11 protein-coding genes and 1 pseudogene are annotated in these 16,830 nt (G+C 61.0%); 6 read left to right on the top strand and 6 right to left on the bottom strand.

Translation table 11 applies throughout. The features are described 5' to 3' along the window. The first annotated feature begins 95 nt into the window (after window positions 1-95). The 4 genes from WDZ78_RS12100 to WDZ78_RS12115 all read left to right on the top strand — a co-directional run bounded on the left by WDZ78_RS12100 (window position 96) and on the right by WDZ78_RS12115 (window position 4,749). Window positions 96-1,664 carry a Do family serine endopeptidase gene (locus WDZ78_RS12100; RefSeq protein WP_020009720.1) on the top strand — a complete coding sequence of 523 codons (1,569 nt, stop codon included), beginning with the start codon at window positions 96-98 and terminating at the stop codon, window positions 1,662-1,664. Between the two features lie 301 nt (window positions 1,665-1,965). Next, window positions 1,966-2,724: a response regulator transcription factor gene (locus WDZ78_RS12105; RefSeq protein ID WP_020009721.1), complete on the top strand. Its 759-nt coding sequence runs from the start codon at window positions 1,966-1,968 to the stop codon at window positions 2,722-2,724. Between the two features lie 9 nt (window positions 2,725-2,733). After that, a complete protein-coding gene (locus tag WDZ78_RS12110; protein ID WP_425673288.1) occupies window positions 2,734-4,143 on the top strand; it encodes a sensor histidine kinase in 1,410 nt (469 codons plus the stop codon). Window positions 4,144-4,323: 180 nt separating this feature from the next. Beyond that, complete coding sequence (locus WDZ78_RS12115; RefSeq protein WP_425673142.1) at window positions 4,324-4,749, top strand: thiol-disulfide oxidoreductase DCC family protein; 426 nt, start codon at window positions 4,324-4,326, stop codon at window positions 4,747-4,749. Window positions 4,750-4,866: 117 nt separating this feature from the next. Here WDZ78_RS12115 and WDZ78_RS12120 read toward each other — a convergent pair whose 3' ends face one another. Then, on the bottom strand, window positions 4,867-5,730 hold the full coding sequence (locus tag WDZ78_RS12120; protein WP_425673143.1) for a MipA/OmpV family protein: 864 nt from the start codon (window positions 5,728-5,730) through the stop codon (window positions 4,867-4,869). 291 nt (window positions 5,731-6,021) lie between these two features. Here WDZ78_RS12120 and WDZ78_RS12125 point away from each other — a divergent pair, with 291 nt between their 5' ends. Next, on the top strand, window positions 6,022-8,991 hold the full coding sequence (locus WDZ78_RS12125; protein WP_425673144.1) for a bifunctional [glutamine synthetase] adenylyltransferase/[glutamine synthetase]-adenylyl-L-tyrosine phosphorylase: 2,970 nt from the start codon (window positions 6,022-6,024) through the stop codon (window positions 8,989-8,991). A gap of 19 nt (window positions 8,992-9,010) precedes the next feature. Here WDZ78_RS12125 and WDZ78_RS12130 read toward each other — a convergent pair. The 4 genes and pseudogenes from WDZ78_RS12130 to pepN form a co-directional block, all read right to left on the bottom strand. Next, window positions 9,011-9,163: pseudogene (locus tag WDZ78_RS12130) on the bottom strand (bifunctional diaminohydroxyphosphoribosylaminopyrimidine deaminase/5-amino-6-(5-phosphoribosylamino)uracil reductase RibD); the annotation flags it as partial. Between the two features lie 49 nt (window positions 9,164-9,212). Beyond that, window positions 9,213-11,549, bottom strand: coding sequence for a PAS domain-containing sensor histidine kinase (locus WDZ78_RS12135; RefSeq protein ID WP_020009726.1), 2,337 nt, complete (start codon window positions 11,547-11,549; stop codon window positions 9,213-9,215). Between the two features lie 238 nt (window positions 11,550-11,787). After that, window positions 11,788-12,108 carry a carboxymuconolactone decarboxylase family protein gene (locus WDZ78_RS12140; protein WP_020009727.1) on the bottom strand — a complete coding sequence of 107 codons (321 nt, stop codon included), beginning with the start codon at window positions 12,106-12,108 and terminating at the stop codon, window positions 11,788-11,790. A 135-nt stretch (window positions 12,109-12,243) separates the two neighbouring features. Next, window positions 12,244-14,892: an aminopeptidase N gene (gene pepN, locus WDZ78_RS12145; protein WP_425673145.1), complete on the bottom strand. Its 2,649-nt coding sequence runs from the start codon at window positions 14,890-14,892 to the stop codon at window positions 12,244-12,246. A gap of 441 nt (window positions 14,893-15,333) precedes the next feature. Between pepN and WDZ78_RS12150 the strand changes: the two genes are divergently transcribed. Further along, window positions 15,334-16,269: a DMT family transporter gene (locus WDZ78_RS12150; protein WP_020009729.1), complete on the top strand. Its 936-nt coding sequence runs from the start codon at window positions 15,334-15,336 to the stop codon at window positions 16,267-16,269. A gap of 282 nt (window positions 16,270-16,551) precedes the next feature. On the opposite strand, the gene WDZ78_RS12155 is transcribed toward WDZ78_RS12150, so the two are convergent. Beyond that, entirely contained in the window at window positions 16,552-16,743 is a 192-nt protein-coding gene (locus WDZ78_RS12155) for a hypothetical protein (protein WP_003509784.1), read from the bottom strand. Window positions 16,744-16,830 lie beyond the last annotated feature (87 nt).

Genomic DNA, 16,830 nt, shown 5'->3' on the forward strand with positions numbered 1-16,830 from the left:
CTTCGCCGTAAGGTGTCGCCTCCTATATCTTCATCATCCACCGCTTCTCCCCCGGTCAAACGGGGCCCAGTCTGAATGAAGAAAGAAGGTACACCATGTCTCATTCGCAAAACGGCCATTCCTCGCTGAAGACGGCCTCGCTGAAGACGGCTCTGAAGGCCACGACCGTTGGCGGCCTTGCGGCGCTGATGCTTTCCACCGGCATCGCCGCCCCGATCCTCCATTCGTTTGCAGCCCCCGTCGAGGTGAATGCGCCGCAGGTTCCAAGCTTCGCCAATGTGGTCGATGCGGTATCGCCCGCCGTCGTCTCCGTTCGCGTACAGTCGAACGTGCAGCCCGCTTCCGATGATAGCAGCAACTTCTCTTTCAATTTTGGCGGCCGTGGCCTCGACCAGCTGCCTGATGACCATCCGCTGAAACGTTTCTTCAAGGAATTCGGCGGTCCGAACCAGGATCGCTCCGAGCGTGGTCCAAATCGCCACCGTGACGGCAAGGGTCCGCTGCGTCCCGTCGCTCAGGGCTCCGGTTTCTTCATCTCCGAAGACGGTTACATCGTCACCAACAACCATGTCGTCGATGACGGCTCCGCCTATACGATCGTCATGAATGACGGTACCGAACTCGACGCCAAGCTCGTCGGCCGCGATCCGCGTACCGATCTTGCGCTCCTGAAGGTCGATGTGAACCGCAAGTTCACCTATGTGAAGTTTGCCGATGACAGCAAGATCCGCGTCGGTGACTGGGTCGTCGCCGTCGGTAACCCCTTCGGCCTCGGCGGCACGGTGACATCAGGCATTATTTCGGCCCGCGGCCGCGATATCGGCTCCGGCCCCTATGATGATTACCTGCAGATCGACGCCGCCGTGAACCGTGGCAACTCGGGTGGCCCGGCCTTCAACCTCAATGGCGAAGTGGTCGGCATCAACACCGCCATCTTCTCGCCGTCGGGTGGTAATGTCGGCATCGCCTTCGCTATTCCGGCCTCCGTCGCCAAGGATGTGATCGCCGACCTGCAGAAGGACGGCAAGGTCGAACGCGGCTGGCTGGGCGTGCAGATCCAGCCCGTCAGCAAGGATATCGCCGAATCGCTCGGCCTTTCCGAAGCCAGCGGCGCGCTCGTTGTTTCGCCGCAGTCCGGTTCGCCGGGCGACAAGGCCGGCATCAAGCAGGGTGACATCATCACCGCCGTCAATGGCGAGCCTGTCAAGGATGCCCGCGACCTGTCGCGCCGCATCGGTGGCATGGCGCCCAACGCCAAGGTTGAAATCTCGCTGTGGCGCGGTGGCAAGTCGCAGTCGGTAACGGTGACGCTGGGTGATCTTACAAGCGACGACGCCTCCAAGGCGACGCCGACCCAGAACGACGACAAGGGCAGCCAGTCTTCCAGCGAGAAGGTGCTGTCCAGCCTCGGCCTGACGGTTTCTCCCGCCGATGACGGCAATGGCCTTGCCATCACCGATGTCGACCCCGACAGCGATGCCGCTGCCCGTGGCCTGAAGACGGGTGAGAAGATCACCTCGGTCAACAACCAGCAGGTCGCTTCCGCCGCCGATATCGAGAAGATCCTCGAACAGGCCAAGAAGGATGGACGCTCCAAGGCGCTGTTCCAGATCCAGACGGACGATGGCAGCCGCTTCATCGCTCTGGATATCGACCAGGGTTGATAATTCGAATGACGATGCCGGTTCTTTTGGGAGCCGGCGTCGTATCCCGCTCTTGAGATGGGGCGGTTGAGTATGGCAGGGCGTTGCGGCCCGTTTCTTCTCCCCGCCGGGGAGAAGATGGCCCGAAGGGTCAGATGAGGGTGCAACCTCTCGATCTATCGCTAACGTCGCCCCCTCATCCCGCTGCCGCGGACTTCTCCCCGGCGGGGAGAAGAAACAAGCGGCACCCGCCTGATCCATAGGCGATTGTTCCGTCTGGAAGCGCGATGGTGTTTAAGGCCCGATCTTCGGAGGAAATTCCATGGAAAACAAGGTTCAGGAAGTCTCTCCCGCATCTGTTTCCGGTTGTGCGGAAAAGGGCGAGGGGGCTATTGTCCCGCACATGAAGATTCTAGTCATTGAAGACGACCTCGAGGCTGCGGCCTATATGACCAAGGCGTTCCGCGAAGTCGGGATCGTCGCCGATCACGCGAGCGACGGTGAGAGCGGCCTGTTCATGGGCTGCGAGAATGCCTATGACGTCATGGTGATCGACCGCATGCTGCCGCGCCGCGACGGGCTTTCCGTCATCAGCGAGCTGCGCCGACGCGGTATCGAGACGCCGGTTCTCATTCTTTCCGCGCTGGGGCAGGTGGATGACCGTGTAACGGGCCTGCGCGCCGGCGGCGATGATTATCTGCCGAAACCTTACGCCTTTTCCGAACTGCTCGCCCGTATCGAGGTGCTGGGTCGCCGTAAGGGCAAGCCCGAGCAGGACATGATCTACCGGGTCGGCGATCTCGAACTCGACCGGCTGTCGCATGATGTGCGCCGCAACGGTAAGGAAATCCTGCTGCAGCCGCGCGAATTCCGCCTGCTGGAATATCTGATGAAGAATGCCGGCCAGGTCGTAACCCGCACCATGCTTCTGGAAAATGTCTGGGACTATCACTTCGATCCGCAGACCAATGTCATCGACGTGCATGTTTCCCGCCTGCGCTCAAAGATCGAGAAGGACTTCGAGAAGCCGCTTCTGAAGACCATCCGCGGCGCCGGCTACATGATGAAGGACGAGGGCTGATTGGCGAAAATGGCCCGCCTCAGAATAGTGTTCCGGTCGACAGCGGTGCGCCTTTCGGCGCTCTATATCCTGCTGTTTGCGCTCTGCGCCGCCTTCCTGGTCTTTTATGTCACCGCCCTTTCCGAACGGCTGCTGAACCAGCAGACGCGTGATGCGGTGCTGCAGGAAGTCTCGGATGTGCAGCGGATCTATAATCGCGGCGGCATCAACCCGCTTCTCAGGATGATGGAGCGCCGCGCCCGCCAGCCGGGTGCGAGCCTTTATGTCATCGCCGGGCCGAATGGCGAAATCCTTGCCGGCAACGTTGCCTCCGTTCAGCCCGGTGTTTTCGACAAGGAGGGCTGGACGGGCTTTCCGTTCCGTTACGAGCGTTATTCCGAAAGCGGCGACAGCGTGCAGCATCTCGCCACCGCCAATATCTTCATGCTGGACAACGGCCTGCGCATCCTGATCGGCCGCGACCTTGGCGAGCCGACCAAGTTCCGGGCGCTGGTGCGCAATGCGCTGATGGTGGCGCTTGCCATCATGGGCGGCGGCGCGCTGCTCATCTGGTTCGGCATCGGCCGCAATGCGCTGAAACGCATCGACCGCATGTCGGCGGCGACCAAGAAGATCATGGCCGGCGATCTTTCCCAGCGCCTGCCGCAGGGCCGGTCCGGTGATGAATTCGACCGCCTGTCCGGCTCGCTGAACGCCATGCTCGGCCGCATCGAAAAGCTGAATGAAGGCCTGCGCCAGGTCTCCGACAATATCGCCCACGATCTGAAGACGCCGCTGACGCGACTGCGCAACAAGGCGGCCGCAGCCCTTGACGACAATGACGAGACGAAACGGCGCGCGGCCCTTGAAGGCATCATCGCCGAGTCAGACCAGCTTATCCGCACCTTCAACGCGCTCTTGATGATTTCCCGCGTCGAGGCCGGTTCGATCGCCGCGGAAATGACCGATGTCGACGTCTCGGCGATTGCCGCCGACAGCGCCGAACTTTACGAACCTGTCGCCGAGGATGCCGGGCTTGCTCTGGAAGCCGAAATAGAGGCTAACCTTTCGGTGAAAGGCAACCGCGAACTGATCGGCCAGGCGCTTTCCAACCTCATCGACAACGCCATGAAATATGCCTGCGAGGGCGAAGGCGACAACAAACTGGTCGTCCGCCTGGCAAGGGAGCCGGAGGCGATCGTGCTTTCCGTCGCCGATAACGGTCCAGGCATTCCCGCCGACAAGCGCGGCGAGGTGCTGAAACGTTTCGTCAGGCTGGATGAAAGCCGCTCCAAGCCGGGAACCGGGCTCGGCCTGTCGCTGGTGGAGGCCGTCATGGAACTGCATGGCGGATCGCTGGTGCTATCCGACACGGATGCCTCGAATGCGGCCTGCCCGGGGCTGACGGTTTCGATGGTGTTTCCCATTCCCAGGGCGTAAGCATCGCTGGCTGATGATGCCAGTTGGTCTTCCGGTGAGTTCTGCGGATGAGCAAGGCTTGCCGGGAAATGACTGTTCTTCAAGAATATATTGAAAGATGATCTGGAGAATGGTTCGGTTGATCGACTGCGATGGCTCTGTTCGGAAATCGCGCGCGATGGACGAAAGGATGTGTGACGGGTGGCAGATACGGTTCCCCTGATCGACGACGGGCATGGCCCGATCATTCTGTTCGATGCGGAATGTGTCTTGTGTTCCGTGAATGCGCAATTCGTACTGCGGCATGACAGGGCCGGATATTTCCGCCTCGCTTCCATGCAGAGCGAGATCGGCGCTGAAATTTACCGTCGTTACGATATGGACCCGAAAGATCCCGTCAGCATGCTGGTCGTGGATGGCGGTAGGGTGCGGCAGGACAGCGATGCTGTGCTGAGCATATATGAGGCGCTGGGCATGCCCTGGCGGCTTGTTACCGTATTGCGCATCATTCCCGCATTTCTGCGCGATCCCGTTTATCGCTTTGTCGCCCGCAATCGCTACCGCTGGTTCGGAAGGCGTGATGAGTGCTGGGTGGCGCCGCCGGAATACAGGGACAGGATTCTTTGAATATGGCGGCCCAGTGAAACGCCTTGCGGCGCTTCACTGGATGAGGAGGCGTGAGGGCAGGGACGCCTTTCCTCATGGGGACGGGCGGGGGATGGACGTGTATTTCTCCCGCGCGGCTTAGAACGTGTAGGCCACGCCGATCATGGCGAAGGGCTGGATATCCTTTTTCACCACCGGGCTGTCCTTGGCGTCGCCCAGCAGGAAGCCGACGCCGCCGGTGCCTGTGATCATCCAGTTCTCCGTCATGAGATAGGAAACCGAGGCGCTGGCGTCGATGCGCTTGAAGCCCGCTTTGGCGTCATAACGGCGCAGGCCGGAGCGGGCGGATTGGGCCGAGGTGACACCGAAATAGGATTTCATGTGGTTGTCGTCCGCCCAGGTGGCGGAGAGATCCGCACCGAAGATGAACTGGTCGACTTTCTGCGAGACGCTTGCACCGACAGTGGCGGTCAGGCCTTCGCTGCCGCCGATGGCCTTGTCCACCTTGGCGTAGATTTCAAAGGGGTCGACGCCATAGGCGATGACGCCGCCGACCACGCCGCCGGCCTTGATGTCGCCCAGCCCGCGCAGGTTCTTCTTGTCATCCTTTTCCTTGCGGCCCGCTTCCCAGCCACCCTTGACGCCCAGCCGGAAGCCGTTCTGGTTCAGAAGATTGACGGTAACGCCGCTGAAATCGATACTCAGCGTTTCCCCATACTGGACGGAAACCAGCGGAACGGCGCCCACTTCCAGCTTGTCCGAACCTTCATATTTCGGGGCATAGGCCGCACCTGCGCCGAGCGTGATCTTCCACTCGCTGGAACTGCTGTAGCGGGCATTGTCGAAATTGCCCTGCGGATCGGCCAACCTGTCCGATTTGCCGATATCGGCGGCGAAGACCGGTGTGCAGATCGCCTGCGCGGCGGGCAGCGTCGTCAGGCAAAGGGCCATCGCGCGCAGGTTCTTTTGCCATTTCACTGTAAAAATCTGTTTCATGATCATATCCGTTGCAGCATCGAGCGTCGGAAAACCGGGGAGTCGGGTTTCGTTGAGGATGACGCTACGCGGGCACAATTGCGGAGACATTACGCGGTGCGGCGCTTTGGAAAACATCGCCACCGGCGGTTTTCTGATCGCAAAGCGGCCCGCATTTGTTACAACGCCAGATGCATGCGCCGGGAGGCTTCGCAAAAGGTGCGGCGGCAGGGACGTTTAGGATGCGGTGCATCCGGTCCTGAAAGCCGGGCACGGTCGAGGAGCGGCGAGAGAATAGGCGGAAGAGGGAGAGAGACAGTGACGAAACGGGAAACCGCTGAAAGGCGGCTGAGCGAGGTTCTGCCGGGGATGATCCGCCCCTATACGCAAACGGAACTGAAATCCGTTCTTTCGACGCTGAAGGATATCGGCAAGGGCGAGCCGGCGGTGGCCGCGCTGCTTGCCGGGGAAAGCGCACTCAAAGACTTTATCGCCGCGGCTTTCACGCTGTCGCCCTATCTTCGCGACATGGCGTCGGCGGATGAGGGGCTTTTATCGCTGGCGATTTCGAAACCGCTTGAGCCGCTGCTGACCGGTCTCGTCCGTGAGGCGCGCGATTGCTGGAAGCCCGGGGAAGAGGGCGGCATACCAAGCGAAAATGAGGTCATGTCGCGGCTGAGAGTAGCCAAGCGGCGGCTCTCTTTCATTGCCGCACTCGCCGATCTCGCCCGCATCTTCACCGCGCGCGATACGACCCGCTGGTTGAGCGACATGGCGGATGCATCGCTCTCCGCCGCCATCGATCACCTGCTGCTGTCGGCTCATGAGAGCGGCAAGCTGAAACTGAAGAATGCCGCAGCCCCCAGCGAAGGATCGGGCCTCATCGTGCTCGGCATGGGCAAGCTCGGTGCGCGCGAACTCAACTATTCCTCCGACATCGACGCCGTGGTGTTCTTCGAACCCTCCGCCGGCATCATGGACGATCCCTATGATGCGACGGAGAATTTCGGCCGGATGATGCGCCGTCTGGTGCGCATCATGCAGGAGCGCACGGCCGACGGTTATGTCTTCCGCACCGATCTGCGGCTGCGCCCCGACCCCGGCTCCACGCCGCTTGCTATCCCCGTGGAAGCGGCGCTGCTTTATTACGAGGGCAGGGGCCAGAACTGGGAACGCGCCGCCTATATCAAGGCGCGGCCGGTGGCTGGTGACATCAAGGCGGGCGAGAACTTCCTGCGGGAGCTGACGCCTTTCATCTTCCGCAAATATCTCGATTACGCGGCGATTGCCGATATTCATTCCATCAAGCGGCAGATCCACGCGCATAAGGGCCATGGTGCGATTGCGGTAAAGGGCCACAACGTCAAGCTCGGACGCGGCGGCATCCGCGAGATCGAGTTCTTCGCGCAGACGCAGCAGCTGATCGCCGGCGGCCGCATGCCGGCGCTCCGGGTGCGGGCAACGCAGGAGGCGCTGGCGGCACTGACCGAGGCGAAATGGATCGACTCCGAAACGCGCGACAGCCTGACCGACGCCTACTGGTTCCTGCGTGAGGTGGAGCACCGTATCCAGATGGTGCGCGACGAGCAGACCCATGTGCTGCCCGACACCGAAGCAGAATTGAAGCGCATTGCGTTCATGCTGGGTTTCGAGGACACCAAGGCCTTTTCGGAAAAGCTGGAAGAAGTGCTGCGGCTGGTGGAGCGGCGTTATTCAGCGCTGTTTGAGCAGGAAACGAAACTCTCCGGCGAGGCTGGCAATCTGGTCTTTACCGGCCAGAAGGACGATCCCGATACGCTGAAGACGCTCTCCGCCCTCGGCTTCGAGCGGCCGGAGGATATTTCGCGCGTTATCCGCACCTGGCACAATGGCCGCTACCGGGCCACGCAATCGGTCGAGGCGCGCGAGCGGCTGACGGAGCTGACGCCGGACCTGCTGCGCGCCTTCGGTGAAAGCAAGCGGGCGGATGAGGCGCTGCTGCGTTTCGATAATTTCCTCTCCGGCCTGCCGGCCGGAATCCAGCTGTTTTCGCTGCTCGGCAACAATCCAGCTCTGCTCGACCTGCTGGTGACCATCATGTCGTCAGCCCCGCGCCTTGCGGAAATCATCGCCGCCCGCCCGCATGTCTTTGACGGCATGCTGGACCCGGCTTTGATGAGCGACATCCCGACACGCGATTATCTTGCGCACCGCATGGGCAATTTCCTCTCCAACGCCCGCCACTACGAGGATATTCTTGACCGGCTGCGCATCTTTGCCGCCGAACAGCGGTTCCTGATCGGCGTTCGGCTCCTGACCGGCGCGATCCGCGGCGAAGTCGCCGCCCGCGCCTTCACCCATCTTGCCGATCTGGTGATCGAGGCGGCGCTCAATGCCGTTCTGGCGGAAATGGAATCAGCGCATGGGCTTTATCCCGGCGGCCGTGTCGCCGTCATGGGCATGGGAAAGCTTGGCTCCTTCGAGCTGACGGCGGGTTCGGATGTCGATCTCATCCTGCTTTACGACTATGACGATGCCGCCCATGAATCCACCGGCGCAAAACCGCTCGATGTGGTGCGTTATTTCACCCGCGTCACGCAAAGGCTGATTGCCGCGCTGTCTGCGCCCACGGCCGAAGGCGTGCTTTACGAGGTCGACATGCGGCTTCGCCCCTCCGGCAATAAGGGGCCGGTGGCGACCCGTATCTCCGCTTTCGAGAAATACCAGCGCGAGGAAGCCTGGACCTGGGAACATATGGCGCTTTCGCGCGCCCGCCTCGTCTGCGGCGATGCCTCGCTGATGGAAGATGCGCGCCGCATCATTGCCTCGATACTGTCCCGCAAGCGCGATGTGGCAAAGGTCTCCACGGACGTGCTGGAGATGAGAACTCTCATCGAGCAGGAAAAACCGCCGGAAAACAACTGGGACTTCAAGCTCATCAATGGCGGCCTGATCGACCTTGAATTCATCGCCCAATATCTGGCGCTGATGGGGCCTGTGAAGGGGCTTGCCGCTCACGAACCGGGCCGCAACACGGCCGAGGCGCTGCAGGTGCTCGCCGCGCCTGTCATGGAGCCGCAGGCTTTCGATGACTGCATGGCGGCGATGAGGCTTTATACGGAAATCTCGCAGATCGTGCGGCTGTGTATCGATGGGACGTTCAATCCGAAGGAAGCGCCGGCGGGTCTGATCGACCTCGTCTGCCGGGCGGGGGATTGCCCGGATATCTCAACGCTCGAAGGTGAGGTGAAGCGGCTGGCGAAAGCGGTGCGGAAAGCGTTTGTGGCGGTGGTGAAGAATGGGGGTTAGGGTTGGTGGGTGCGGCTTCACCCCCCTCTGCCCTGCCGGGCATCTCCCCCTCAAGGGGGGAGATCAGCTGGGAGCTAACGCTCGCTCATTCGCAACGTTAAAGATGGGCTGAAGAGCGCCGCGTATCGATCTCCCCCCTTGAGGGGGAGATGCCCGGCAGGGCAGAGGGGGGGAAGCCGCACCCTCCAGCGCAAAGGGGTGAACGCGAAACCCACCAAGCTTCAATGCACCGTCCCACAGCACCCCGCCGTGTGCGGAATAATGATCGTCACCACGGTGCCGCGGCCCTCACATGAGCGGATCTTCATCGTCCCGCCATGCAGCTTCACGAGCGAGCGGGAAATCGCAAGACCAAGCCCGGAGCCGCCCTGGCTTTTGGCGTATTGACTCTGGACCTGCTCAAAAGGCTGGCCGATCTTGTTGAGCGCCTGCGCGGGGATGCCGATGCCGGTATCGGCGATGGTGAGGATCATCGCTGCTTCATGGACATGGGTGCGCAGTGCGATACGGCCGCCATTGCCGGTGAATTTGACGGCGTTGGAGAGCAGGTTGAGCATGATCTGCTTCATGGCGCGGCGGTCGCCCTGCATGGTCAGCCCGGCGCAGACCTTCTGCTGCACGGTAATGTTCTTCTGTTCCGCCTGAATGGCCGTAAGGCGCAGGGTTTCTTCGATGAGCGGCGCAAGATCGATCGTCTCGCGGTTGATGCGCATATGGCCCGCTTCGATCTTTGACATGTCGAGAATGTCGTTGATAACGTTGAGCAGGTGTTTGCCGCTATCGTGGATATCGCGGGCATATTCGGAATATTTAGGCGAGCCGACCGGACCGAACATCTCGTTCTGCAGGATTTCGGAAAAGCCGAGGATGGCGTTGAGCGGCGTGCGCAGTTCATGGCTCATATTGGCGAGGAATTCCGATTTTGCCCGGTTGGCGGCCTGCGCGCGCTCTTTTTCGGCGAGATAATTGGCATTGGCGTCGGAAAGCTCCGTCTTCTGCCGCTCCAGCTTGTGCTGTGAGGCGGAGAGATCGCCGATCGTTGCCATCAGTCGGCGTTCGGAATCGCGCAGCCGTTCCTGATGGCGCTTCAGAAGGGTGATATCGGTGCCGACGGAGACGAGGCCGCCGTCGCGGGTGCGGCGTTCGTTGATCTGCAGCCAGCGGTCATCGGCAAGCTGCACTTCCATGGTGCGCGACAGGCCGGATTGATCCGGATCGGCAACGCGGCGCTCCACGACGGGGCGGGCGGCTGCGGCATGGACCGTGCTTTTTTCCGTGCCGGCCACCAGCACGCTGTCAGGCAGGCCATAGGCCTTCTGGTAGTGGGTGTTGCACATCACGAGGCGATCGTTCTTGTCCCACAGCACGAAAGCTTCCGAGGTGGATTCGATGGCGTCGGCAAGGCGCTGGTCGGCCTCGGCATAACGCTGGGCGAGGCGGTGCTGTTCGGTGACATCCATGGCGATGCCGATGACACGCGGGCCGTTATTGGTGCGGATGACCTGGGCGCGGGCGCGCAGCCAGACATAATGGCCCTTGGCATGGCGCATGCGGAAAATCTGGTCGATCTGGCGAAGGTTGCCACAGCCGACGGCGCGTGCAAGCTCGTAGAGATTGCCGTCTTCGGAATGCATCATGCGGGCCGCGTCGGAAAAGGAGAGCGGTGCTGCCTTCGGCGGAAGCCCGAGAATTTCGTAGAGTGAGCCCGACCAGAACATGCGCCGGCTGGAAAGATCGAAATCCCAGAGGCCGCAGCGCCCGCGCGACAGCGCCGTTTCCACCCGCAGGTTGGATTCAGCGAAGATGTCGTCGGCGTCGCGGGCGCGCTTCACCTGCATGTAATAGGCGTAGAGCACAACGAGCAGGATGGAGGAGATGCCGGCGAACAGCGTGACGTTCATGGCGATTTCGCTGCGCCAGAAGGAGCGGATCGGCTGCAGCGAGCGCGCCGCGATCACCATGGCGCCATCATCACCGAAGGGGATCATCGTCGCATAATGCTGCTGGCCATCGATGTTGGTCTCGATGGTGCCGGGCGAGCCGGGGAAACGCTGCACGATGGCGATTTCGGGAAGCAGGGCAGGCAGCGACGTGCCGATATAAAGCATTGCCTCCTTGCCCGCGCCCGCGAAGATGCGGCCATTGCTGCCTGACAGCAGTACCATGGTGCCATCGGCAAGGCTGCCCGATGGCAATGCGGCGACAAGGCTCGCCTCGGCGCGGGTCCGGTCCTGCGCAGTGAAAACGATACCGTTATTAACAAGGGCCGCTTTCGCCGTCAGCGCCGTCAGCGCGGTTGAGTGGCGGGCGGCCTCTTCCATGCGGCTGTATTCGGCAACGATGCCAAGCATGCGCGAGGCGGCGACAACGACAAGGAAGGCGAGGATGAGAATGGGGATGAGGCGTTTCAGCAGGGTCTCGACCTGCGGCGCCGGGCGGTCGGAGCCATTCATCAAACCCATCAGGTCGCTGGAAAGCCTTTCGCCCCAGGCCGCAAGATCAGAAAATTTGGCATACGGCCGCTCATCGCCCGCAGTCGCCCGCCGCACGTTCGTCATTGTCCCGCCTTTTAGATGTCCCCAGTGATTCGAAGCGCCGCCGCTCGAGTATCCCTAATGAATCAAATGCGATTCGCCGTGTCCAGAGGCAAAAGTTAAAAGAATTTTAACCCCTTGAACCGACTCCGTATTTTTTCGGGACAATATGTTCCCGCTTCGGGAAAAGCGGGATTCATGAAGAAAAACAGTGAGCCTGCACTAGAATTCCGGCGGTTTCGGGATGCCTCGTTGAACGGGTTCAGGCTCCGTCGAAGGCATCTAGGGCAGGGCCAAGCGCGCTGATCACGCCATTGCCGGCGGCAGGAAGACCGGTCAGCACCGCGCTGATGATATCCTCCCGGCTGGCACCGTGCGCCTTGGCTTCCGTTACATGAAAAGCGATGCCGCTTTCCAGACGCAGGGCGGCCAGAATGCCGATATAGATCAGGCCCTGCGTCTTCACATCGAGTGAGGAGGCTGCCCCCAGACCCTGCACGGCCTGCAGCCATGCGGCCTTGTGGGCCGGGGCGTCGGTCATGAAGCGTTGAAACGAAGCGCTGGTTCTGGACATGTCCGTCATCTGAAGTTCCTATCTGATCCCGAGCCAATGTCGGCCCTTCGTACACAAGGATGCCGCGCAATGCGCGACGCCGCCTTGATGGAAATCAAGACGGCGTCGCGGCATGGATCAGAATGGTGGAGCTTCGGCGGACGATCAGCCCTTGAGGATACGCCCGACAATGTCGCTCACATCCGTCGACAGGTCCTTCGCCTCGGCGATTGTCGAAAGCGCGGCTTTCGCATGGTCGGCGCGGCTTGCCTCCAGCGACCGCCAGGAGCGCATGGAGGTCAGAATACGGGCGGCCAGCTGTGGATTGCGCTTGTCGATGGCGATGATCTGCTCGGCAAGGAAACGATACGCCGCGCCATCGGCACGGTGGAAGCCGGTGGGGTTGGAAAAGGCAAGTGTGCCGACCAGCGAACGCACCCGGTTCGGATTGGTGGCGATGAAATGTTTCGATTTCATCAGCGCCTTGATTCGATCCAGCGCGCCTTCGCCGGGAATGGCGGCCTGCAGCGAGAACCACTTGTCGAGAACGAGCGCATTGTCGGCAAAGCGCTTTTCGAAGGCGGCAAGCGCTTCCTTTGTTTCCATGCTTTCCGGGAAACGCTGGGTCAGGACGCTGAGCGCATGGGCGAGATCGGTCATGTTGGTGGCGTCGGCAAAGGCCTTCGCCGCCCGCTCCGGTGTTCCCTCGGCAAAGGCGAGGAAGCTCAGGGCGCCATTGCGCAGCGAACGGCGTCCGGCGCTGTCGGCGTCGGGGCTGTAGGCCTCGCCACTGGCGGCGCCATCCGCAAGCCGCCGCAGCGTTTCTAGACCGGCCGTGGCAATCGCCTTGATGGTGGCGTTGCGCGCCTTGTGGATGGCGTCGGGATCGGTGTTGCCGCCGAGTTCGCGGGCGATATCCGTCTCGCTCGGCAGAGCGAGCGCCTGCGCCCGGAAGGCCGGCTCAAGCGCGTCGTTGCCGATGATTTCGATGAGCGTGGCGGAAAGAGCCGCATCCGTTCGTATCTCCTCGCCCTTCTGCACCGCTTTGGTGGCGGCAATCAGCGCCGGCAGGGCGAGATCGGTCAGCGCCTGGAAACGGGCGAACATGTCAGTCTCATGCCGGGCGATCTGCACCAGATCGGCCGCATTCTGCTCGAAATCCAGATTGATCGGCGCCGAGAAGCTGCGGTTGATCGACAGCACCGGCCGCGACGAGATGCCGGTGAAGGAGAAGGTCTGGTTGCGTTCGGTCAGATGCAGCACGCCATCGCGATACTCGCCGCCTTCGACGGCCTGCGGTTCGGCGATCTGGCCATTGTCGAGAATAAGGGCCAGCGACAGCGGAATATGGCGCGGCTGCTTCACCGATTGGCCGGGCGTGGGCGCCACGGTCTGTTCCAGCGTCAGCCTGAAGGTGGCATTGCCGGCATCATAAGCCGATGAGACGGAGACGAGCGGCGTGCCCGCTTCCGTGTACCAGCGCGAAAACTGCGAGAGATCGCGACCGCTGGCGTCAGTGAAGCTCTTGACGAAATCCTCGACGGTGGCGGCTTCGCCGTCATGGCGCTCGAAATAGAGGTCCATGCCCTTCTTGAAATCATCAGCGCCGAGGATCGTGGCGATCATGCGGGTGACTTCAGCGCCCTTTTCATAAACGGTCGTCGTGTAGAAATTGTTGATTTCGCGATAGGTATCCGGGCGCGGCGGGTGCGCCAGCGGGCCGGAATCCTCGGGAAACTGCTCCGATTTCAGGTGGCGCACATCGGCAATGCGCTTGACCGGGCGGGAGCGCATGTCTGCGGAAAATTCCTGATCGCGATAGACCGTCAGGCCTTCCTTCAGGCACAGCTGGAACCAGTCGCGGCAGGTAATGCGGTTACCCGTCCAGTTATGGAAATATTCATGGGCGATGATGCGCTCGATATTGGCGTAGTCAGCATCGGAAGCGGTTTCGGGGTCAGCCAGCACGAATTTGTCGTTGAAGACGTTGAGACCCTTGTTCTCCATCGCCCCCATGTTGAAATCCGAGACCGCGACGATCATGAAGATATCGAGGTCGTATTCGCGGCCGAAGCGCTCTTCGTCCCATTTCATGGAACGCTTCAGCGCATCCATGGCGTAAGCTGCGCGCGGCTCCTTGCCGTGCTCGACATAAATCTTCAACGCCACTTCGCGGCCGGACATGGTGGTGAACGTGTCTTCCACCACGCCGAGATCGCCGGCGACGAGCGCGAAGAGATAGCTGGGTTTCGGATGCGGGTCGAACCAGGCCGCGAAGTGACGGCCCTCGTCGTAATTGCCGCCGCCGAGGAAATTGCCGTTCGAGAGCAGCAGCGGATTGCCTTCCTTCGCCGCGATGATCGTCACCGTATAGGGCGCCAGAACATCCGGCCGGTCGGGGAAATAGGTGATACGGCGGAACCCTTCCGCCTCGCATTGGGTGCAATAAACGCCATTGGTGCGGTAAAGCCCCATCAGCTGCGTATTGATCTGCGGATTGATGTAATTGGTGACGCAGATCTCGAAGGGAGCTTCGGCCGGCAGATCGCGGATGGTCAGGCTGTCGGGCGTCGCCTCATATTGGCCGGCGGGAAGCTCCACCTGGTCGAGCAGCAGGCCGGAGAGCTTCAGCTCGTCGCCATCGAGAACGAGCGGCGCCTGCCGCTCAGCGCCTTCGCGCCGGTGAAAGATCAAACGGGCTTCGACCTTGGTATTCTTGGGGTCGAGTTCGAAGGTGAGATCCACCCGCTCCAGAACGAAATCGGTGGGGCGGTAATCTGCCAGGTGAACGATCTGGCCCGTGTCTGTTCGCATGACTGTCCCTGAATAACTTGGCGTGGTCTTCCCGGCATCATGTCGCCATAAGTCCCGGATGTAAAATGGGTAGAGTATTCGTCACGTTCATGTGCGCGTCGGAGGACGTTCTGTCCCGCGATGGAAAGCTTTGCCGGCCATGCAGACAATCCTCCCGCCGCCGGACCCGTGGACCATGGCAGCAAATGTTGAACGATTGCTGAAATTATATTTTATTTTCTTCAAATTTTAGCACGCGTCGCTTTTCGTCTGCGATCGTTCCCTGAGCCCATGATAACCAACCCCAGCCAGATCAACGGAATTCATGAGTGAATAACATTTTTTGTTGTAAAGCCCCGGAAGAATGCTCTAGCCTTGGGACATCCACTTCCCCTGCGTCGTCCTCTCCCGCATGAAAATCTCCCGATGGCGTGTTTGCGCAGCCGATATGAGTAACTGCCAATGAACGCCGAACCGATGAATCCCTTTCGCGGGATTAGCATGAAGCTGATTTCGGTCGGCTTTTTTCTTGTCATGCAGACCTGCATCAAGGCCGCAGGTGACGTGCCGGCCGGCCAGATCACCTTCTTCCGCTCGGCTTTCGCCATCATCCCGATCGTCGTTTATCTCGCCTGGCTGCATGCGCTGGCAAGCGCGCTGCACACCAATAATCTCGTCGGCCATTTTAAACGCGGTTTTCTGGGCATCCTCTCGATGGCCTGCGGTTTTTATGGGCTGACCATGCTGCCGCTGCCGGAATTCATCGCCATCGGCTATGCCTCGCCGCTTCTCGCCGTCGTTTTCGCCGCCTTCATCCTGCATGAAAAGGTACGTATCTATCGCTGGAGCGCGGTGTTTGTCGGCATGACGGGCGTGCTGGTGATTCTGTGGCCGAAGATGACGCTTCTGAGCGAGGGCGGCTTTGCCGCGGGTGAGGGGCTGGGGGCCATTGCCGTGCTATGCGGCGCGGCGCTGGGTGGGCTCGCGATGATCCAGGTGCGGCAATTGGTGGAGACGGAAAAGACGCCGACCATCGTTCTTTATTTTTCGCTCACCGCCACCTTGTTATCGCTCATCAGCGTTCCGTTCGGCTGGAATTCGCTGAGTGTGACGCAGGCCATGCTCTTGATCACCAGCGGCATCTGCGGCGGCGTCGCGCAAATCTTCCTGACGGAGAGTTACCGCCATGCGGAGGTTTCCGTCATCGCGCCCTTCGAATACAGCTCCATCGTCTTCGGGATCGCTGTTTCCTACATTCTGTTCGGCGATATTCCCACCGTCACCATGTTGATCGGCACGGCGATCGTGATTCTCGCCGGTATCTTCATCATTTTCCGCGAGCATCAGCTGGGATTGGCGCGACGGGCGGCGCGCAAGGCCTCGACGCCGCAGGGGTGAGGGAGGTTGCTACTCCCGCGGTATGTTAAGTCGGCGTCGATAACGAAGGGAAATTTTTCCCTCGACGTCATCCTCGGGCTTGTCCCGAGGATCTGCCAACCTCTTGATTTTGACGAGGTGATTAGATCCTCGGGACAAGCCCGAGGATGACGTCAGACGGCGTGGCCATCATCTCGACGTCCTGCTGCAAAACGCCCACAAAAGCAAAAGGCGCCTTCCCGAAGAAAGACGCCAGCGCGCAATCATATCTATGAGCCAGTGCTAGACTGGCCTGAGAGCTTCTCAGCGCTCGCGGAAATCCGCGAAGACTGCCGAGGGACGCGTCACGCGGACCTGCTGCATGGCAGCGCGTGCGGTCATCTGTTCGTTTGCGGCAGCGCCGAAACGATGGTAGCCCTGACTGGAGCGAGGGCCGAGGCCCGCCAGGCGGAGCGTTTCAAAGCCGGAATGTACCGGACGGAAGCGAGTGGTCATTGCCTTGGTTCCTTAAACCGAATTCCTCCCAAGACATGGTCGCTATATCGCAGCGCAGCATGGATTCGGCAAGCCGGCCAAATGCGC

The organism is Agrobacterium sp. M50-1, from assembly GCF_049843495.1.
Taxonomy (GTDB): domain Bacteria; phylum Pseudomonadota; class Alphaproteobacteria; order Rhizobiales; family Rhizobiaceae; genus Agrobacterium; species Agrobacterium radiobacter.